General features: G+C 68.4%; 16 protein-coding genes. 8 read left to right on the top strand and 8 right to left on the bottom strand.

Annotated features, from left to right (window positions below; genetic code table 11):
- Positions 1 to 449: 449 nt before the first annotated feature.
- The 3 genes from ACFYZS_RS31995 to ACFYZS_RS31985 all read right to left on the bottom strand — a co-directional run bounded on the left by ACFYZS_RS31995 (position 450) and on the right by ACFYZS_RS31985 (position 2250).
- Entirely contained in the window at positions 450 to 719 is a 270-nt protein-coding gene (locus ACFYZS_RS31995) for a pentapeptide repeat-containing protein (protein WP_389020352.1), read from the bottom strand.
- Complete coding sequence (locus tag ACFYZS_RS31990) at positions 716 to 1348, bottom strand: DUF6308 family protein (protein WP_389020349.1); 633 nt, start codon at positions 1346 to 1348, stop codon at positions 716 to 718. The genes ACFYZS_RS31995 and ACFYZS_RS31990 overlap by 4 nt, the downstream gene beginning before the upstream one ends.
- A gap of 80 nt (positions 1349 to 1428) precedes the next feature.
- Entirely contained in the window at positions 1429 to 2250 is an 822-nt protein-coding gene (locus ACFYZS_RS31985) for an IS5 family transposase (protein ID WP_389020225.1), read from the bottom strand.
- Positions 2251 to 3285: 1035 nt separating this feature from the next.
- On the opposite strand from ACFYZS_RS31985, the gene ACFYZS_RS31980 reads away from it, so the two are divergent.
- Positions 3286 to 4857 (top strand): alpha/beta hydrolase, encoded by a 1572-nt coding sequence (locus ACFYZS_RS31980; RefSeq protein WP_389020222.1) that lies wholly within the window; start codon positions 3286 to 3288, stop codon positions 4855 to 4857.
- 609 nt (positions 4858 to 5466) lie between these two features.
- Here ACFYZS_RS31980 and ACFYZS_RS31975 read toward each other — a convergent pair.
- The 3 genes from ACFYZS_RS31975 to ACFYZS_RS31965 form a co-directional block, all read right to left on the bottom strand.
- Entirely contained in the window at positions 5467 to 6447 is a 981-nt protein-coding gene (locus tag ACFYZS_RS31975) for a helix-turn-helix domain-containing protein (RefSeq protein ID WP_389020219.1), read from the bottom strand.
- A 907-nt stretch (positions 6448 to 7354) separates the two neighbouring features.
- Positions 7355 to 8452 (bottom strand): NAD(P)-dependent alcohol dehydrogenase, encoded by a 1098-nt coding sequence (locus ACFYZS_RS31970; protein WP_389020217.1) that lies wholly within the window; start codon positions 8450 to 8452, stop codon positions 7355 to 7357.
- A gap of 238 nt (positions 8453 to 8690) precedes the next feature.
- Positions 8691 to 10013: an aldehyde dehydrogenase family protein gene (locus ACFYZS_RS31965; protein ID WP_389020214.1), complete on the bottom strand. Its 1323-nt coding sequence runs from the start codon at positions 10011 to 10013 to the stop codon at positions 8691 to 8693.
- Positions 10014 to 10782: 769 nt separating this feature from the next.
- On the opposite strand from ACFYZS_RS31965, the gene ACFYZS_RS31960 reads away from it, so the two are divergent.
- Positions 10783 to 12405, top strand: coding sequence for an MFS transporter (locus ACFYZS_RS31960; RefSeq protein ID WP_389020212.1), 1623 nt, complete (start codon positions 10783 to 10785; stop codon positions 12403 to 12405).
- Between the two features lie 503 nt (positions 12406 to 12908).
- Complete coding sequence (locus ACFYZS_RS31955; protein ID WP_389020209.1) at positions 12909 to 13310, top strand: hypothetical protein; 402 nt, start codon at positions 12909 to 12911, stop codon at positions 13308 to 13310.
- A 101-nt stretch (positions 13311 to 13411) separates the two neighbouring features.
- Here ACFYZS_RS31955 and ACFYZS_RS31950 read toward each other — a convergent pair whose 3' ends face one another.
- Positions 13412 to 13840, bottom strand: coding sequence for a hypothetical protein (locus tag ACFYZS_RS31950; protein WP_389020206.1), 429 nt, complete (start codon positions 13838 to 13840; stop codon positions 13412 to 13414).
- A gap of 71 nt (positions 13841 to 13911) precedes the next feature.
- Complete coding sequence (locus tag ACFYZS_RS31945; RefSeq protein ID WP_389020203.1) at positions 13912 to 15597, bottom strand: hypothetical protein; 1686 nt, start codon at positions 15595 to 15597, stop codon at positions 13912 to 13914.
- An 866-nt stretch (positions 15598 to 16463) separates the two neighbouring features.
- On the opposite strand from ACFYZS_RS31945, the gene ACFYZS_RS31940 reads away from it, so the two are divergent.
- The 5 genes from ACFYZS_RS31940 (at position 16464) to ACFYZS_RS31920 (ending at position 20073) form a co-directional block, all read left to right on the top strand.
- Entirely contained in the window at positions 16464 to 16853 is a 390-nt protein-coding gene (locus ACFYZS_RS31940) for a hypothetical protein (protein WP_389020200.1), read from the top strand.
- Positions 16854 to 16939: 86 nt separating this feature from the next.
- Positions 16940 to 17359: a hypothetical protein gene (locus tag ACFYZS_RS31935; RefSeq protein ID WP_389020197.1), complete on the top strand. Its 420-nt coding sequence runs from the start codon at positions 16940 to 16942 to the stop codon at positions 17357 to 17359.
- Between the two features lie 111 nt (positions 17360 to 17470).
- Positions 17471 to 18223, top strand: a complete 753-nt coding sequence (locus tag ACFYZS_RS31930; protein WP_389020194.1) for an ATP-binding cassette domain-containing protein — start codon at positions 17471 to 17473, stop codon at positions 18221 to 18223.
- 3 nt (positions 18224 to 18226) lie between these two features.
- Entirely contained in the window at positions 18227 to 19486 is a 1260-nt protein-coding gene (locus ACFYZS_RS31925; protein WP_389020191.1) for a hypothetical protein, read from the top strand.
- On the top strand, positions 19483 to 20073 hold the full coding sequence (locus tag ACFYZS_RS31920; RefSeq protein ID WP_389020188.1) for a hypothetical protein: 591 nt from the start codon (positions 19483 to 19485) through the stop codon (positions 20071 to 20073). Before ACFYZS_RS31925 ends, ACFYZS_RS31920 begins: the two co-directional genes overlap by 4 nt.
- Positions 20074 to 20573 lie beyond the last annotated feature (500 nt).

Here is a 20573-nt window from a genome sequence, read left to right as displayed (position 1 = left end):
TCAACCTCCGAAGCGGCGACTGCCCGCCTCTACGACGGTCATGCGCTCGATTCTTACCCGGTTCTTATGCGCATGGCCGGGCAAGAGCGACGGCCGGCTACGACTTGGCTTAGCCGGTTCGCCCTGTCGGCAGCACGGAGGGGGGTGGGTCGTCGGGCCGGAGCAGGCAAGCGGCCTGCGGTTTCCCACGAGGGCTCGGGCTGCCCCGGCGACACCACACTCACCGAAGGCGAATACCAGTCGCGTAGAGCCCATCACGCTGAATCTGCTCACCCAGCACGAGGCAGTCACAACTGTGGGCATCAGCCCTCAGCAGCCTGCGTCGCTCCGCAATCCTGGCGGCCTGCACCATCATCGGGGCTGGCGGTCGCCAGGCAGGTGGTCGCGCTCCTGCACTGGCACGCGGCCACGGTCGTTGTCACTGCTGGGTGGGCGTCGGGGCGATCCGGTCATCGTTCGGACGACCAGATGTCCTCCGCTGACGACCACGACAAGAGCGACAGCTCCGTTCTCAACGTGGACGCGACGATCAGTTCCCAGGTTGGGATCTCCGATGCTCCACAGCCGCGATCCGCGGTCAGACCCTCGGCCTCCCGCAGATCTGCATCGTTTAGATCAGTGCCCGTGAGATCGGCGCCCCAAAGGTGGGCGTTACCGAACCACGCCTCCGCTTGGCTGCGAACCGGGCGGGCAGGGCTTAACCGCGGGGACTCGCTCAGCGGCCCGGGGTGGTGGCCGCCTGCTCTCCCTGGTGCATCCAGGCGATGACGTCCAGCACTCGCAGGACGCCGATGTCCTCGCCGATCCCGGCCTTGGTCCGGAGCGTCTCCAAGTGCCGGCGGAACGCCCCTCCGTCCGCCCGGAGTGCGGCCGCCAGCGAGGCCCAGAAGGTGTGGTCGGTCTTCGGGCGCCGGAACAGCGTCTTGACGCGGGTGTCGTAGACGGGGATCAGGTGGGGACGCTTGCGGGCCATGAGCTTGCCGGCGACGACGGAGCGCACACCGTCCGGGCTGGACGGGTACGTCTTGTCCCGGTTCACCAGCCGCTCCCAGAGCTCCCACGCGGGTCCGCCCTCCGCGACGAGCGGGTCGCTGGCCGGGTCCTCCAGCCGTGCGTCGCGGGGTATGGAGGACAGCAGCCGGTGCCAGTGCCCTTCGGGATCGGTCAGGAGGTTCACCGCGCCGTGAGGGGCGACGGAGACTTTGAGCATGGTGACGGCGACCAGATCGGCCGCCTCGAACCCGTCCGCCACGCCCTCGCGGTCCCCGCCGCCTGGGAGCCGCTCGAAATGGGCGCCGGAGTAGTAGAGGTCGCCCTTGGAACGACACCCGGTGAAGTACGTCCGCAGCAGGCGGACCGACTGGATCAGGGGCCTTCTGCGGCTTTGACGGGGGCTGGCGCCTTTCCGTTGAGTTCTGTCCGGGTGGGCTATGTATCGCGCCAGTTCAGTGTGGCTTCGCGAGTGAGGCGGCGGCTCATCAGGTCGATCATCGCGAGGCGGATCATGGCTTCGGAGCGGGTGGGCAGGGTTTCGTATTCGCGGGCCAGGCGTCGGTGGTGCATGAGCCAGCCGAAGGTCTGCTCGACGACCCAGCGTCGCGGGATGACCTTGAAGCCCTTCTCGCCGGGGTCGCGGCGGACGACTTCGACGTCGATGCCGAGGCGGGCGCCGTGGTCGATGGCTGTGGTGCGGTAGCCGGTGTCGGCCCAGGCCTTCGTCACCCGCGGGTGGGCCTTCGCGATCTGTGAGAGGACGTGGATGCCGCCGGCGTTGTCGGAGACGCTCGCGGCGGTGACCAGCACGGCCAGGAGGAGACCAAGCGTGTCGACCCCGATGTGACGTTTGCGACCTGCGATTTTCTTCCCTGCATCGATGCCCTGGCTTGCGGTCGGCACGTTTGCTGAGGTCTTGATGCTCTGCGCGTCCACCACGCACGCGCTCGGCTCGCCCTCTCTGCCCTCTGCCTCCCGGACCAATCGCCTCAACACCCCGTTGAGCTGTTCGAAGACGCCGTCCTTCTGCCAAGCGGCGAAGTAGCCGTAGACCGTCTCCCACGGTGCGGAGTCGTGCGGCAGGTAGCGCCAGGGGATTCCGGTTCGGTCGACGTAGAGGACGGCGTCCATGATTCGGCGCAGGTCGTGCTCAGGTGGGCGACCGATGTCCAGGCCCCCCCAGGCCGACAGGACGGGCTGCATCAAATCCCACCGGGCATCGGACAGGTCGCTCGGATACGGTCGCAGTCGAGGCATGTTTCGGTAGTACCGCCGACGGTCCCGCGATTGCAGGGCGCAAACGGGGTTGAGCTGGGGCGCCTTGGGATCAGACAGGAGCGAAGGGACCCAAATGAACCCCCGCCCGTCATTGCCCGCCACAGGAGCCACGGCAGCAGACAGAAAGCTCAGACGCCCCCGACCGGACAGGCATCCATACTGCCGCCAAACAGCCCCGGCGGAACAAAACACTCTTTTAGAGGTGTCGTTTCCCAGGAGGCTTGCCCACCGGGTGTGACCTGGGGAAACGGACGGTCAGCGGTTTCGGGGGTTCACACCTGCGGTCACACTCCCGGTCCCCCAACCGTCCAGCCCCCTGTCCATCCCCCCTCCGGTACACCCCGCTCCACCGTGCCCTTACCCCTCCCGATCTCACGCCAGCCCAGCACCCTGCCCCCTTCAAGCACCTCAGCACCAACCCCGCACTCGACGCCCAGCAACAGCCTCCACAACCAACCCCCACCCCTCCAGATACGAGTCTGCGAACTCACCGGTCTGGAAACGGCGCATGACCTGCATTAACGCGGAGCGGAACCGGGATCCTGTTCCCCCTGTGCATCCCCCCGTGATTCCCCCTCTGGGTTCCCCCATGCTTCCCCCCTTGTGTGCCCTGCTCCGCGCGCGGCGGGCCGCCCCCGAGCCGTCCCGCGAGTGCGAACAGCGACCGGGAGCGCCGCCGTTCTCAGAGGCGGCTGCGTCACCCGCCGCCAGGTTCAGGCCTGCCCACGCCCCCCCCCCGCTGGCCTGCGATGGGGAGGTGCAGTGGTGATTACAGAGCCCGTCACTCACCGGTGAACGACGGGCTTGCGGCAGGCGCGTGGCCGGGACGGTCCTCGGCGCAGCCCCGCCGACGGTCTCCTCCCGGAGGAGGAGGCCGGACCGGGCCGCAGGTCCCGGACCAGGGGTGGGACGGGACCGGGGTCCTCGTGCCGTTGGGCGATGTGCCGTACCAGGGCGGGTTCCTAGCCTCGGGGCATGCGATCACACGAAGCGGACGATGCTCAAGGAAACCCCGTGACCACTGTCAGCCCCGCCGCACGCCGCGCCTTGGCCGTAGGCCTCACCCTCGCCGCCTGCCTCACGTCCTCCCCCGTCCTGGCCACGGCCGCCGAGACCCCCGCCCAGGACAGCTCCGGGGGCGCACTGGACCGGTACTACCGCCAGCACCTCGACTGGGGCAGCTGCAACAAGGGCCCCGACGACACCACGGGCCGCGATCTGGACCAGGCAGGCGTGCAGTGCGCGGACGTGACCGTGCCCCTGGACTACGCCGACCCCCGGGGGCCCACGATCACCGTGGCGATCTCCCGGCTCAAGGCCACCGACGCCCGCCACCGCATCGGCGCGATGCTCCTCAACAACGGCGGTCCGGGCGGTCCCGCGCTCCAGTCCCCGCCGCAGGCCCGTGCGTCGATGAAGGAGGTCGGCGCGCGCTACGACATCGTCGGCTTCGACCCGCGCTTCATCGGGCGCAGCACCGCGCTGGACTGCGGCTTGCCCGTCGGGATGACCTGGCTGTCCGCCGGCGCCGGCCGGGCGGGCTTCGACCGCCAGGTCGCCCTGCAGAAGAGCCTGGCCGACAAGTGCCGGGCCACCGACGCCGCGGTGCTCCCGCACATCACCACCCGCAATACGGCCCGCGACATGGACGTCATCCGTGGCACGCTCGGCGAGCGGAAGATCTCCTTCCTGGGCTACTCGTACGGCACCTACCTGGGCACGGTCTACACGCAGATGTTCCCCGGCCGCCACGACCGGATGGTGCTGGACGGGGCGATCAACCCGAGCGACTACCGCCCCCGGCTGTTGAAGGGCACCGAGCGCGAGAACGAGAAGGCGCTGTCCGACTGGGCCGCCTGGGCCGCGGAGCACCACGACACCTACGGCCTCGGCCGCAGCCGCGCCGAGGTGCTCGCCGCCGTAGACCGCATCGTCGCGGCGGCCGCGCGCGGTCCGCTGACCATCGGCGCCGGCGCCGATGCCTTCCGGATCGACGACAGCCAGGTGCCGCTCCTCCTCTTCTCGGGCATCGCGGACGACACCGCCCCGGCGCGGGCGTCGTTCGGCGAGCTGGTTTCCGTACTGGCCAAAGCCGCGGAGGGCCGGCCGACAACGGTGCCGCCGACGCTCGTCCCGGAGCTCCGGTACGTGCTGCGCGGCGAGGGCGAGCCCACCGGCGCGCAGTCCGCCGTCATCTGCGGGGACGTGGCCGCGCCGCGCGATCCCGAGCTCTACTGGCGGGACATCGAGCGCAACCGCATCACGCACCCGCTGTTCGGCGCTCTGACCAACAACATCAACCCGTGCGCCTTCTGGGACTCGCCGCGCGAAGAGCCCACCCGGGTGCGGCGCGATGCCCCTGCACTGATCGTGGCCGCCACCGGTGACCCGCGTACGACGTACAAGGGAAGCGTCGAGCTGCACAAGCAGCTGCCGAGCTCCAGGCTGGTCACCCTCGAGGGCGCCAACCGGCACGCCCTCTTCGGGCGCTACGGCAACTCGTGCGTGGACGACCAGGTCAACCGTTACCTGGCCACCGGCAAGCTGCCGGCGAGGGACCAGACCTGCGTCAAGCAGGCGGGGTAGGTAGCGGCCCGCGGTCCACGTTCCGAGTGCGCGGGCCGGTGACGCGCTCGCGTCGGCGGCCGGGGCGAGGTGGCGGGCGAAGTGCTCGGCGACGATGTCGGCGGGGCCTGGTGGACGCGGGAGTGCCGGGCCTGGAGCGCTGCGGAGAAAAGCGAGCGCGGTGCGTAGCCGCGCCACCCCTACACGAAGGGGCCGCCGGGGCGTCTTGAGATGGTTGTGGAGCCTGTCGATCGCGGCGAAGCCGTCCACGTCGGCCGGCTTGAGGCCCAGGACGAGGGTGGTGAGCGCGTCGCGGGATGCGCCAGCCCGGTGGGCGGGGCCGTCGCGTCCGATCCGCAGGGTGATAGGACCGATCCTGCCCGCCTCGACACGGCAGGCGCCGTCGCGGCTGCGCCAAATACGTCACCTAATGGACAGCAAGATCGATTGCCGATACGGTGCCGTCGCCACTGTTGGCAACGTACAGCCGATTGCTGTGAGGTTCGAATGCCAGGCCAGCCGGTTGGGATCCGACTGCAATCCTGTCGGTCACGCTGCTGGATGCGGAATCGATCATTCTCACCAAGCCGTCGAAGTGAGTGATTTAAACGTCGCTTATGGCGTCAATCGCTATACCTCTTCCGCCCGGGCCTGCCTGCGGAAGGCCGCGGGTGGTAGGCCGTAGGCCTCGCGGAACGCCCGGCTGAACGCGGACGCGTGCCCGAAGCCCCGCCGGGCGCCGATGACGTGCACGGGCACCTCTTGGTTCAGCGGGTCCGCCAGGTCCTGGCGTGCCCGCGCGAGCCGCTGGCCTTGAAGGAAGGCAGCGACCGTCGCCCCGTCCCCCTCCTGCTGGAACACCCGGTGGAGATAGCTGACGGAGATGTGGTGGGCGGCGGCGATCGCGGGGACGTCCAGCAGCGGATCGTCGGCATTGTCCCGGATGAAGGCCATCACGCGGAGCGCCAGGGCGCGCCGGTGCGTCTCCGGGGTCAAGGACCGGTCCGTTTCGAGGACACCGGCGAAGAGGGAGGCGACGAGATCGGCCAGTACGCCGCTCAGGCGCGGGCCCTCGGCCGGCCGGTAGGACCGGCTGTCCTTGGTCACCTGGTCGAGGAAGGTGGCCAGCAGGGCCCCCATTCCCTCCCGGGCCGAGATGCGCCTGCCGATGACCCGGCCGGCGGTGTGCGGGGGCAGCGGCAGCAGCGCCTTGGGTACCTCGACCCCGATGATCTCGACGGAATGCGGGCCGGTACTGATCTCGAACGGCCGTGAGGTGTCACTGGTGTGGATGTCGAACACACCGTGCACCACGGTGTCCTTGCCCAGCGTTACCGCTCCCGCCCCGCGTTTGATCAGCGAGAGGTGGAACGCCTCGGGGTCCGACCTCGCTATCAGCTTCGGTGTGCGCAGCCAGGTCAGGGGACGGCATTCCATCGGATAGACCGTGATGCCGCCGAGCGAGATGACGCGCTGGTTCACCCAGAAGTCGGCGGCGTGCTCACTGCGCATCTCCATGGGCGCATGCGTCTCCGACATCAGGGCCCGCCAGCTGTCGAAACGGTCGGCGGGCGCTAGTTCCGCGCTGCGGAACGTTGTCTCGGGCAGCATGATCACGGGTTTACACCGGCCTGGGGACCCGCGCAACAAGAGCCGGGATCCCGGGGCGCGGGCGGCGGGGCGACTCTCCGTCAAGACACTGTGCACGCCGGGCCAATGCGCGGTGCTTTGGGGCTTGGCAGAGTGGGCGCCGGAGGGTCGGTGAGGGGACGGGAAACCGGAGCCCCCGCCGACGACCGGGGCCTATCGCGGTCCCGGCACTGAGCTGACGCCGCCCGAGGACGGGGGTTTCGGGCGGCGTCAGCTCAGTGCCGGGACCAGGCCGTCCATACGTTTGTGGCAGCCGTGCTGACTACTTGGCCAGCCGCTTCGCGATGCTGATTCGTGCGTGGTCGTCACGCCGTTCGCGCGGCCAACGCTCATCGATGACGACTGCGACTTCCCTCCATGCACCGCATGCGTTCAGACGTTCCGGGAGCCGGAGGCAGTCGGACGGCCCCATGCCCGGGAGCTCGATCCCGCACAGCGTGTTTTCGAAGAAGCCGAAGGCGTGAGCAGGATCGGGAGGCAAGCCCTCCGCAAGCGCGGTCTCCCAGCGACGGTCCACGGGCGCATACGGGGGACGGGACCACCCTTGGCCGGCCGAGGCCATGAACCTCAATCGGCCCCTGCTGATCCCCAACGGCATCCGCCACATCGACCGGGCCCTTGCCGCCCTGGACGGACTCGGCCTGGTCGACGACACCCGGGATGCACGCCGCCGTCACCCTGTTCGGCGAGGAGACGCTCGGGCGTTGGCTGCCGTCCTGGGGCAGACGTCACCGTCACCCGTGGTCGGGCACCCACCCTGGCCACGTCGGACGTGGACGCCGCGGTGGTCTCTGATCGTGCAGCGCCGGCCACCGGGGAGTGGCCAGTCGCGGATGTGTTTCATGGTGTGTTCCTCTTGCCGCCGAGCTCAGCTGCCCGGCAACAACACGGGCTTGATGGTCGTGCCTGCCACCGAGTCCCGTTCGGCGTCGTTGATCGCGCTGAGCGGATAGGTCCGCACGAGCCGGTCGAAGGGGAAGCGGCCCTGCTGCCACAGCTCCAGCAGCTGTGGGATGAAGAGCTGGGGCACGGCGTCACCCTCCAGGATTCCCCTCACGTTCTTGCCCTGTGCCAGGGCGGCGGGGGGAAGGGTCAGAGGCCGCGATGGGACGCCGATCAAGCCGACGGTACCCGTGGGTCTCAGGGCGTCGATGGCCGTGTTGATGACCTCGGGGATCCCGGTGGTGTCCAGGGCGTACTGGGGTCCTCCCCGGGTGAGTGTGCGCAGCTGCGCCACGATGTCCTCGTCACCGCCGTGCACCGAGGCGGTGGCGCCGAGTTCACGGGCCAGGGACAGCCGGCTCTCGTGCAGGTCCACTGCCACGATCGTGGTGGCCCCGGCGACCCGGGCAGCCATGATCGCGGACAGGCCCACCCCGCCTGCCCCGAAGACGACGATGCTGGAGCCTGCCCCGGCCCGCAGGGAGAGCAGGACCGAACCGGCGCCCGTCTGGATCCCGCAACCCAGCGGGCCGAGCACCTCCAGCGGCAGGTCCTTGTCCACCTCGACGATGCTGCGCGCGGTGGCCAGTGCATGGGTCGCGAACGACGACTGACCGAACCAGCGGGCCGCCACGGGGTGCCCGTGGCGGTCGGTGGCCGGGCCGGCGCCGTCGAGGCCGGAGCCGGTGAGGTTGAGGCGGAAGAAGTTCTCGCAGTACGCCGGTTGTCCACCAAGGCAGTTCCGGCACGCACCGCAGGAGTCGAAGGACAGCACGACGTGGGCGCCGGGGGCGATTCCGGTGACGCCGGGGCCCACTTCCTCCACTATCCCGGCGCCTTCATGTCCGGTGATGATGGGCGGCTGGGCCAGGAACCCGGGCGTCCTCGGCAGCATGTCGGTGTGGCAGAACCCCGCTCCCACGATCCGTACGAGCACCTGGCCGGGGCCGGGGGGCGCCAGCTCGACCGGCTCGATCGCGTAGGGGGCACTCGCCCCGCGCAGCACCGCGGCCTCGATCTTCATTCGATTCTCCTTCATCTGATGACATGCGCGGTGCGGGAAAGGTGGCAGTACACGGCCCGCCTCGACGGCACGCATGTCCGTCTTCTCGCCGCCTCCGGCGGGGGCGCACAGACACGGTTACAGCGGTGTCCGTGCGCCCGTCTCTTCACTGCGCCTGTGGTCTGAGAGGTCATTCGCGCCCCGCACCTCAGGAATGCAACGTGGGCATCTGGCCCATCGCATCGGACCTGACGCTCTCTCAGGCCAGTGGCTTTGCGAGTACGGCCTTGCGGTGGCTGAAGGTGTCGATGGAGTGGTGGCCGTGGTAGCTGCCCATGCCGCTCTCCCCGACGCCGCCGAAAGGCAGGTCCAGGACCATGACGTGGGCCACGGGCAGGCCGTAGCCGAGACCGCCGGAGGAGGTCTCGGCGGCGATGCGGTGCCGGGTGTCGTCGGACTCGGTGAACACGTACAGGGCGAGCGGCTTGTCACGGTCGTTGACGAAGTCGATCGCCTCGTCGAGGCCGGTCACGGTGACGATCGGCAGGATGGGCCCGAAGACCTCCTCCCGCATGACCGGGGAGGTGGGGTCGACATCGGCCAGGACGGTCGGGGCCATGAACTTGCTCGTCCGGTCACTGCCTCCTCCCACCACCACGCGGCCGGAGCCGAGCAGGCCGGTCAGACGGTCGAAGTGCCGCTCGTTGACGATCCGTCCGTACTCCCCGGACGTCGCGGGATCGGTGCCGTAGAGAGCCTCGATGGCGCGGGTGAGGGCGGGCTCGAGGGCGGCGGCGGTCTGCGGGTCGGTCAGTACGTAGTCCGGAGCGATGCAGGTCTGCCCGGCGTTCAGGAACTTTCCGCGGGCCAGCCGTTCTGCGACCACGTCGAGATCGGTGCCGCGGTCGACGAAGACCGGGGACTTGCCGCCCAGTTCCAGGGTGACGGGGGTGAGGTGGTCGGCGGCGGCCCGCATGACGATTCGGCCGACCATGCCGTTGCCTGTGTAGAAGATGTGGTCGAAGCGCTCGGCCAGGAGTGTCGTGGTCTCGGGGATTCCGCCCTCGACGACGGCCACCGCTTCGGTGTCGAGGTAGGCCGGCAGCAGCCTGGCCAGCGCCGCGGAAGTGGCGGGAGCGAGCTCGCTCGGTTTGGCCACGACCGCGTTCCCGGAAGCCAGCGCGCCGACCATCGGAGCGAGCAGCAGCCCGGCCGGATAGTTCCACGGGGCGATGATCAGTACGACCCCCAGCGGGTCGTACTGCGTCCAGGCCGATGCATCCGGCCCCAGCGTGGGCGGGACCGCCACGGCCTCGGGAGCCAGCCACGCCTGAAGGTGGTCGAGCGTGTGGTCGATCTCCCGGATCGTGAAATCGATCTCCGTGCGGTACGCCTCGCCGGAAGGCTTGCCGAGGTCGGCGTGAAGCGCCGCGGCCAGGTCTGCGCCGCCTTCGGTGAGCATGTCCCGCAGCCCGCGCAACTGCGCCGTGCGCCATTCAAGCGACTTGGTACGACCGGTACGGAAGGCGGCACGCAGCCGCGCCACGATTTCGGTCGGTGACTCGGAGGAGGAGTAGTTCACGGGGAGACCTTCTGACAGTACGGCGCGACCAGAGCGGGTCACGCACGAGGGGCGGGTTCGTTCGGCGGTGTTCACTGCTGCAGAGCAGTGCTCACGTAAAAAAGTGTGTTCAGCGAGCATTCATCCGAGGCATTCATGCCTCTTCGGCCGTGCTGGCCGTGCTCGGGGCATTCCTTCGATCGACCCATTCACAGTGCGTCGTTCGATGTGGCCAACACTCTGACGGGCAGCTGCTCACTTTCCAGAGCCAACTGGGACGAGGACCGTCCACTCCTGTCCACTCGCGCCCGCTGCCGATCGGGAGTGGCGAAGTGTGAGGGTCCTGGAAGGTGGCGGCCGCCCGGAACGCCTTGCGCCGGTTGATGGTGCGCTCGGCGAGACGTCGAGTCGACGCTCACCATGCTCCACACGACGACGTCGCTGATCTCAGCTTGCAGGCGAGCCCGGTCAATACGCGTGGCCGGCACTGCGTCGCGCAGCCGGATCTACGTGCGCCACTCAGGACTTGCGCACCGCACGTGCAAGCGTCCGCGATGACATGCCGCACGCTTTTCGTGAACGGCGGGACCGAAATGAACATGAGCGGACATGAGTGAACGGCAGTCGTTCTCATTTGCTCTGGAAAGTGGACGGTGTCCCGTCGGAGTCTCGGTCATGCCGAACGACGCACCGTACTGGCGGTCGATCGGAGAGCCGGGCGAGCACGCCCTGCACGAAGAAGCGCGGATGTGTGCTTCAGGCGAATCCGAGACGTTGGAGAAGGAAGACCATGGCAACGATCACACCGATTGGTGTACGGGCCCACGCGAAGCCGAAGGGCACGCCCGAGCACGGAGGCGACCACGGGCCCGCGCCCATGACGCATCGGCAGATCATGAAGGCGCTCTCGGGCCTGCTGGTGGGTCTGTTCGCCGCGCTCCTCTCTTCGACGATCGTGGCCAACGCGCTGCCGGCGGTCATCAAGGACCTCGGTGGCGGCCAGTCCGCGTACACCTGGGTCGTCACGGCGGCGCTGCTCTCCCTGACCGCCTCCGTCCCGATCTGGGGCAAGCTCTCCGACCTGGTGAGCAAGAAGGCACTCGTCCAGATATCCCTGGCCATCTACATCATCGGCTCCGTCATCGCCGGTCTGGCGCAGAACCCGGCCACGCTGATCAGCGCCCGTGTGGTGCAGGGCCTGGGCGCGGGCGGTCTCACCGCCCTGGTCCAGGTGATCACGGCCGCGATGATCTCCCCGCGTGAGCGCGGCCGCTACTCCGGCTATACCGGCGCCACCGTCGCCGTCGCCACCGCCGCCGGCCCGCTCCTCGGCGGCGTCATCACCGACACCGACTGGCTCGGCTGGCGCTACTGCCTCTTCGTCGGCATCCCCTTCGCGCTGATCGCGCTGGCCGTCCTGCAGAAGACGCTCCACCTGCCCGTCGCAAAGCGGAAGGTCACGGTCGACTGGACCGGCGCCTTCCTCATCACCGCGGCCGCCTCGCTGCTGCTGATCTGGGTGACCTTCGCCGACGACAAGTACCGGTGGCTGTCCTGGCAGACCTACACGATGGTCGGCGGCACCGTCCTGCTCGCCCTGCTGTTCGTCCTCACCGAGACCCGGGCCGCCGAACCGATCATCCCGCTCCGTCTGTTCCGCAACCGCACCATCACCCTCGCCTCGCTCGCCTCGCTGTTCGTCGGCGTCGGCATGTTCTGCGGCACGGTCTTCTTCTCCCAGTACTTCCAGCTCGCACGCAACGAGTCGCCGACCATGTCGGGCGTCATGACCATCCCGATGATCGCCGGTACGTTCGTGTCCTCCACGCTCTCCGGCCGGTTCATCACCGCCACCGGACGCTGGAAGGGCTGGCTGGTCTCCGGCGGCGTCTTCCTCACCGCGGGCCTGACCCTGCTCGGCCTGATGCGCTACGACACCCCCTACTGGGAGCTGGCCATCTACATGGCGCTCCTGGGGATCGGCGTCGGCATGATGATGCAGAACCTCGTCCTGTCCGCCCAGAACCAGGTCAGCCGCGCCGACCTCGGCGCCGCCTCCTCCGTGATCACCTTCTTCCGCTCCCTCGGCGGCGCGGTCGGCGTCGGCGTGCTCGGCTCCCTGATGGCCGGCCGCATCGCCCACTACGCCACCGACACCATCGGCGACCTGGCCCCCGAGGCACGGGCCGCTGCCGCCCAGGCGACCGGCAGCGGCTCACTGCCCGACATGCACCTGCTCCCCGCCCCGGTCCGCACCTGGCTGGAGAGCGCCTACGGCCACGGCATCGCCGACATCTTCCTCTACGCCGCCCCCTCCGCGCTCCTCGCCTTCCTGCTCTGCCTCTTCATCAAGGAGGCCCCGCTGCAGACGTCCGTCGGGCTGACCCAGCCCGACGAGAAGCAGGCCGCGTAACCCGCGCCACCCGGTCGTGTCGTACACGGTGCACGCCAGGCTCCTCGCAGGCCACCTGCCCCTCAGCGTCCGACGGCCACCGCATACGGCGGCCGTCCGACGCGAGCCTCACACGACTCGCCCGGAATCCGACTCGCTGCTGACCCGGGGCACCTGCGGGCTGGACCCGGCCACGTCATTCCAGCCTGGTGCGGCGTGGTGAAGGGCGAGGCCTGCCGTCACGATGTCGCTGCTCCGGCTCGAAGTCCCGCCCTCCGGCGGCAGTTGACACAGGACCACCGTACGTGTGGGAACCCCGGATACGTCGCGCGTCACCCGCCAACGACCGGCCCACCAGCCGCCGGCCTCGGGGCCCCGGACAAGGCAGCGCCCACTGACCAAAGCGCTCGGCCGCTGCCCGGACCCTCACCGCTGGCCCGGAATGACCCACCGGCTGACGGCAGTGCAGGCTGGTGATCACGTCAGGTTTGACCGGTCAGCACCCCGTGTCAGTGCTCTGCGGCATGATGATCGACGTGACCACCGAGATACTGATCGACGTCTGGCAGCGGCTTCTCGCCGACCCTCGCAAGTCGTGGGTGCTGTTCGAGCACGGCACTTGTGTCGTGCTGACCGATCCGGAAGGGGACCTTGCTGAACAGGCAACCGATCTCCTGAAGGAGTTCGGCCCGGCGCACGCCGGATCTTCGGCAGGAGACTTTGGAGTGATCGACCTCAAGGACGTCGAGGGATGGGTCGTCACAGGGCATCACAACGACGTCCTCACCTACGTCGGCCTCGATGAGCCTCAGGATCAGTCGCAGACCGCTGTCGGGCTACTCGGACGTTCCAAGCGCCATCAGGACGGCGTCGAGCTTCATGTCGTCCACGTTGAGGACAAACGAAGCTCAGCGGAACCGGCGTGAGTACCGCGCTTCATCGCTGGTGGTCGCCGGGGGTGAATCGGCTCCATGTTTCTCCGTCGGCTATCCGGGCTGACGGCCGGGGAAGAGCCACGGTGATTCGGCTACCCGAACAGGCCGCAGGTGCGGACCGCTGGGATGCTCAGGCAGTAGGCGAGCGTGGTGGTGTCGGTGTGGCTCCTCAGGAGGTCGAAATGCTCTGGGGGGATGACGAAGGTGGCGATCCGTGAGGGCGGCATGACCACAGTGCCGATCAGCCCCACCGGCATCGGCTGGCTGTCGTTCTCGACCTGGTAGAGCCCGATGGGGACGCTCGTGCCGGCGGGGTAGCCGTAGACGAGCAGTTCGTGTGTGGTGTCCCACCCCTCCGGCAGACCCATGCCCGGTACGTTCGGGCCGTCGCCGACGTCGGGCGGCCTGGGCCCGGCGTCCGCGCCCGACGCCATGATGTCGAGTTGCGCGGCCAGCAGCGGGTCCGTCGCCGAAGGGCTCGCGGCCCTCGCCGGTGGGAGTTTCCCGGCGGGCGAAGCCATCGGGGGGTGTCGCGCCTCGCAGCCGAGGGCCAGAAGGCACAACCCGGTCAGCACCGCACACAGTCGCCGGTTCACTCGCCACTACCTCTCTCATCGTGTACGCAGCGTTCTTCGGCGCTCTTCAGCTCTTCCGCGTGCTTCTTCTCGTACTCGGTACGGCGGTTGGGGTCTCCGCGATGTCTCCTCTTCGCGGCGTCGAACTGGGCCAGGGCCTCTTGGTGCGCCTTGCGTGCGGTGGGCAGGTCGCAGAGCTCCAGGCTCCAGCGCGCCAGCAGACCGTGCCAGAGCGCGCGCTGGAACGTGTCCGTTCCGTGGTCGATGGCGGCCTGGATGTGCTTGATGGCAGCGGGCCTGTCCCCGGATCTGTACGCATGGGTGGCGGCGATCGACTCGGCGAACGCGCGGAGCTCGGCCGCACCGGTGATGTTCCGGGCCTCGCTGAGCTTCTTCACGGCCTCGTTCACAGCACCGTCGTCCGTCACCAGACCCGCGGAGAAGCGGCAGTCCTCGACCTGGGCACGGTCCACCACGGCTTTGAGGCGGCCGAGGTCGGTCAGATCGGGGTTGTCGGCCAGTGCCTTCAGGCTTTGTGAGACCTGTGCGAGTTCCGCGGCCTTCACCGTATCGGGCCGGCACAGCTGCGAGGGATCGATCGCCCTGCGGTATGCGTTTTCCTGCAGGCTGAGGGCTGCGCGGGCGCGCGCCGCCGCCCGTGTGCCCGGGCGGCTGGCCGGCCTGTCCTTGATGATGTGCTCGTAGTCCTTGCGGGCCGTCTCCAGGAGCTTGGTGCGGGAGGGTTCCGCCTCCGCGATCGCTCGCTGTTCAGCCGCTGCGCCGTGGAACAGGAGAGCCAGGTCAGAGGGCACGAAGCCGTTCTTGCCGCCCTGCCGGTTCGGATCGAGCAGGTCGTCCAGGGTGTGTCCGGCCTTCGCCGGATCGCCCTTGCGCCAGGCGTCCATCGCGTCCAGGAACTCTGCCAGTGCACCGACCTCGTGTGCCAGCTCCTTGCGTACTTGTTCCCGCTCTCCCGATGAGTCCCAACCGGTCACGATGATCGGAGACTCGCCGACGTACCAACCCTCGAGCTCGGGCAAGTTGGTGACCTGGTCCGACCTGATGTAGACGGCGGGCCACAGGTGGGTCTGGCCGCCACTGGGCTCGGCCAGGCCGGCCAGGACGATCTCGGCGTCCGTCTCATCGGCGAAGGCAGCCGTCTTCCGCTCCAGCTCGCTGTCGTCCGAGCTCCTCAGCTCCTTCAGCGGCAGTCTCGCCTCGGCCGCGTAGCTGCTGACGGCGGTCGAGGAGGGAAGCTGCCCCTTCAGAGCGAGGGCGAAGTCGGCGGCGAAGTCGTCCAGTTTCTGTTGGTCCTGCTTGCCGTCCGCGGCGGCGAAGCCGGCCACGGCCACGTCCCGGTGCCCTTTCATTCGCGCAAGCGGAGGTGGCGGGGGGCGGAACTCGAGGAACACGGCCACGCTGCCGAGATAGAGGACCGCGGCTGCCAACCACACGAGCATGCGTGTCCGGCGCCGGGACTCCGCGAACTTCTCTTGGACGATCTTCTCTACCGCCACCGCGTATCCGGCCAGGCCGGCGACAAGAATCAGCAAGAACGTAAACCCGAAATGGTGGGCGCCGAATTTCTCGACCACGAGGAGCGCGGCGGGCACCGCGACCGCGAACACCGCAAGCAGCGGCCACAGACGGCGGACGTGACCGCCTTCTTCCGGGACAGGGGTGTTCTGCGAGGAACGGGGCATGAGGCTCCTCACCCGACCGACGGACGTCAACCGACCAGCAAGGTATTGGCATCGGTGTCCGTCCGCGATCACCGACACCGCGCGCATCGACCAACTGCCAGGAACGTGCCCGCATCGGGTGAAGCGGTTGACGGCGCAGGCCGGTGTCTTCCGCCCGTCCGCAGCCCGGGCGCCGGGCGATCAGGCCGCCGCTCTCTGTGCGAGCGGGTTCGATGGCTGCGCGGCGAGCAAGGGGGGCGTTGGCGGCCCGGTGGGCCGCCAAACCGCAGGTAGGTGTGGTCGACGTGGGAGAACAACGGGGTACACCGGTCCACGTACGGCTGACACCTGTTGCCGACTGATGGTCAGACCGGTCTGGTGGCTTCGTCGGGATCTTCGGGGCAGAACTGTTCGAGGTCCATCCCCCATGAGCCGTCCCGCGCAGGCCACACCGAACCGTGGCAACCCGCTACGACAAGCGCAGCTACGTCCATCTCGGCACAGGAACCGCCACGGCCCTCACCGTCCGGCTCCGCGCCTGATCAACTGAACAAGTGTTGTTTTCAAGGGACTTGGGCCACGACGACGGGTGTGTGGACGGGTTCAGGAGGCGATGGGTCTCGGCCAAAGCGGCGGCGGGCGGGGTGGGGCGGAATGGGTTGTGGCCCATGGGTCCGGCCGGTCCCGCACGGAGTAGAGGCGTGTCTGCATTTGATCCATACTCGAACAATTTTTCGCAGAATCAAGTATTCCGCGGTTAGCGTTCGGTTCGCCTCGGGGGGAGGCACCGCACATCGTCTCCTCCCTCCGCCATGCCCTCGCACAGGGCCAATGAGCAGGGGAAGGGGAAACCGATGAGTACGCGGCGCAAGAGAGCAGCCGGCCTGATGGCAGGTGTTGCACTCCTCGGGATCGGCGGCATCACGCCGGCGAATGCGGGCGTCACTGCGGAAGGCCAGTTCGAGTCCCACATCTCGTGGTGGACGGCTCCGGCGGAGTCCCGCCGCTGGTGGGACAACAACGACACCTGGGACTACACCGGCATCTACTTCCAGGGATGCCAGTCGGATGACGACCGCTACGGCTACAACTACGCGTCACTGACCCTGTGGAAGGACATCTCCAGCGCCCCGGACCGCAACAAGGGCACTCGGAACAACTACTGCGGGTGGGTTGACTACGGCGATCCGGACGACGCGGGCAACTACTACTTCGCGCTGACGGACGTCGGCAACGGCGACTACATAAACATCGGATACGTCAAGGTCGCCTGGTAGTCGCAGGCCAGTTCAAGGGTCGGATCTCCGGCCCGCGAGGGCGCCGCCCGGCAGGGGCGATGCCGGAAAGACGAAAGAGGGATCAAGTGAAGATCGGTTTGAAATCGTGGGCCGGAGCCATGGCCGGTGCCGCGCTGCTGGGTGCGGTGTCGGTGATTCCGGCGCACGCCGGCGTGACGGCGGAGGGTCAGTTCGAATCGTCCATCAACTCGTGGCGGGCGGGTAACGAGTCGCGCCGCTGGTGGGACAACAACGACACCTGGGACTACACGGGTATCTACTTCTCGGGCTGCTACGCGGACGGCGGCGGCGGGTACAACTACGCCGGGCTGCGGCTGTGGAAGGACATCGCCTCCGCTCCGGATCGCTCCAAGGGGACTCGGACGAACTACTGCGGATGGGTGGACTACGGCGACCCGGACGACGCGGGCAACTACTACTTCGCGCTGACGGACGTGTCCCACGGCACGTTCATCTCCGTCGACTACGTGAAGGTCGCCTGGTAGTACGGTTGTTGAACACGTAGTACGAGGGTCCCGGTGGAATCAGCACCGGGACCCTCTCCCGTCCACTGTCCCACAACCAAAGCCATCCCACTGGCGGTGGGATGGCGGATTGTGCGTTCCTCCATGCCTCTGATTTTTGATCATATTTCATTTCGGTACGGCCGGAATGCGCCCGTCTTCAATGATTTCAGTCTCCGGATTGATGCGCGGGCAACGGTCCTCCTCGGCCCGAACGGAGCCGGCAAGTCCACACTGATGGCCATTGCCGCCTCCCACCTGGCCCCTTCGTCCGGATCAGTCAGCTTCAACGGAGGCGCTGCGAAAGGCCGCCATCGGGCCGTCTACCGGGAACGCGTGGCATGGATACCCCAGCAGATCACCCCCATACCCGGCTTGACCGTACGCGAGCAGGTCGCCTACGCGGGATGGCTCAAGGGCATGCCGAAAGACTCTGCATGGAAAGCGTCCGAGGACGCGCTGCGCCGCGTCGACCTCACCCGCCTCGCGCAGCGCAAAAGCCACCAGGTGTCCGGCGGGCAGCTCCGCCGCATGGGCATCGCGGGGGCACTGACCCACCGCAGTGAGCTGATCTTGATGGACGAGCCGACCGCCGGCCTCGACCCCACACAACGCCTGGTCTTCCGCGAGCTCGTTGACGAGCTCGCCGGCAGCGTCCAGGTGATCGTCTCCACGCACCAGACCGAAGACCTCGCCGACCTGTATACGCATGTGGCCGTCCTCGCCCAAGGCAAGATCTGCTTCCAGGGAAGCCCCGCCGAGTTCCATGCCCTGGCACCGTCCGCCCCACGCGGACGTGAACAGGCCGAAGCCGCCTACGTGATGCTCGTCGGACGGGAGATCTGACCGATGCGCGTCGTCACCCTCCTACGGTCCTCCTCCGCCGGGCTCATGCTCGTCTTCCTCGCCGGCTACGTCCTGCTGCTCCTGTCGGATCCGATCACCATGGGCACCGTTCACGGATACGGACCGTCCGTCCTCGGCAATGCCTCCTACACGATCCCCTTCGCCGCGGCCGCGTGCGCGGCGAGCGGAGCGTGGGAAGGCGCACGTCTGCGCCGGGGCAATGTCTTCGGACAGACTCCCTCCCGCAGCCGCCTCGCCATCGCGCTGCCGCTGCTGGCTCCGGTGTGGGCGATGGGCGTTGCCGGGATGCTTGTCGCGGTCGGTGTTGCGGTCTCCGCAGCGGGAACCCTTCCGTCATTCTCCCACCTGGGCATGTTCGTGGTGTACGCACTGCTGATGGCGGCCGCGACACTGGCCGGATACCTCTTGGGCGGCCTTCTTCCGCAGCTTGCGGCCGCACCGTTGGCCATGGTCGCCGGGTTCTGCCTGACCGCGTTCCCCGGGTCCTGGGACACACCGTGGCCCCGCCACCTGGTCGCCGGCGCCTACGACAGCTGCTGCTCGGTCGGATCGGTCATCGACCCGGTGGCCGTGTGGGCGCCGCTCCTGTTCACCGGCGGGATCAGCACCGCATGCCTCCTCGCGATTGCGCAGGTCCGCCGTTGGAAGCCGCTTGCCGCCTTCGTCGCCGCGTCCGTGGTCTCGGTGTTCCTGGTCGTGGACATGGACTATGACCCGGTAACCGACCGGAACCCCGATGCGCTGGTCTGCGACACCGCTGGTGTCCCGGAAGTATGCCTGTGGCCCGAGACACCGGGACGCACCCGGATCGTGTCGACGACCCGCACTTACGGTGGCCGCCTGAAAGGTGCCGGGCTTCCCGTACCCCCTTCTCTCACCCAAAACCGCAACCTCAAGCCCGGGCAAGCCGGGTTCGGAGGCAAAGGCCAGGTTCGAGAACAGGACATCGCCACCAACCTCACCAACACGCTCCTGCCACCCATCCCCGAATGCGCCCGCACCAGCCACAAGTACCCGGCGTTCCCCGCCCGGGGGCCGCTCACCGCATGGCTGACCGCCGTCGCCACCCAAGAGCCACCGGCACCGGTGCAGGGCCGCGTCTCCCCGGACGACGCGAAGCTCGCCCAGAAGGTCCTCACACTGCCCTCCGACCGTCAGCACGCCTGGTACGAGACGAACCGGACGGCGCTCACCGGCTGCGACCAGAAGCCGACCCTGAACCCTGAAGGAGCGGGCCGGTGAACTGGTGGGCCGCATCCCGCAACGTCCCCGCCCTCGCCACCGTCACCGCTGTGACGGCCGGCGCCGGCCTGGCATTCGGACAGAGCCGCATTCCCGTACCCGCGATGGTCGGCGGGGCCGGACACTTCCTTCTCGCCGCACTGATCACCGTCGTCCCCGCCGTGACATGGCTGGCCTTCACCGGCCGCGCCCGAGATGCCACGGAAGACGTCGCCGTACGTGCCGTCCACCGCTTCGACGCCTCCCTCGCCGTCGCCTGTGCAATCGTCGCCCTGAGCATGGCCGTGCTCGGGCACCTCGCGGGCGCCGCTCCCGTGGCCCTGGCCATCGGCCGGAATACCGCCTTCTACCTCGGCCTGGCGCTCCTGCTCAACCCCCTCACCGGCGCCCGGATCGCGGCCCCGGTCCTCACCGCCGTACCCTTGGTCCTCGCCGTCGGAGGATGGAAGAACGGCGGCCGCGGAGCGCAGCCGTGGGCTGTCGTCCTGCACCCCTCGACCAGCATGCCCGCCCTTTTGGCGGGCATGGCGGTGCTTGTTGCCGGGGCGGCGTTCAGCAGCCTCAAGCCTCCGCGCGGCGTCCTCTGAAGAGGCCGGCCCACCGACCACACAGCACACGACGAGACGGGCCGCCCCACTCAACCTGGGGCGGCCCGTCCGCACTCTACGGACTTCCCGGACGGTTGGCGACGGGACATCAGACCTCACCGAAGCGATCGAAGGTCCCACCACGCGGACGTCGGCCTCGAGCCCCTGCGACCAGTCTTGATCACAGCGGCTCTTGACCGCAGCGGCGAGAACCCGGAACGGCTCCACGGCACCAAGGCGACTTGGCGCTCCATACCGTCCTTCTGTCCAGCCGACGCCGTGTCTGTCAACTCGCCTCCCACAGGATCAACGATCAGAGGCTCACGGTTCGACCCGCGCAGCCGTGTCTGGCACGAACCGACTCAACCGATACGTGCCCTGCTCCAGTGGACGTCGACTCAGCGTGTCGATCCGGATGAGCGATTCGTCGATTCGCGCCTCTCGAAGACGGCGCAAGTGCGCGCAACTCTGCCTGGAATCTTGTTCCAAAGACCACTCCC

Origin of the sequence: Streptomyces sp. NPDC001903, from assembly GCF_042891345.1 — a bacterium.
In the GTDB taxonomy this organism is placed as follows: Bacteria; Actinomycetota; Actinomycetes; order Streptomycetales; family Streptomycetaceae; genus Streptomyces.
This window is presented reverse-complemented; position numbering and strand designations above follow the sequence as displayed.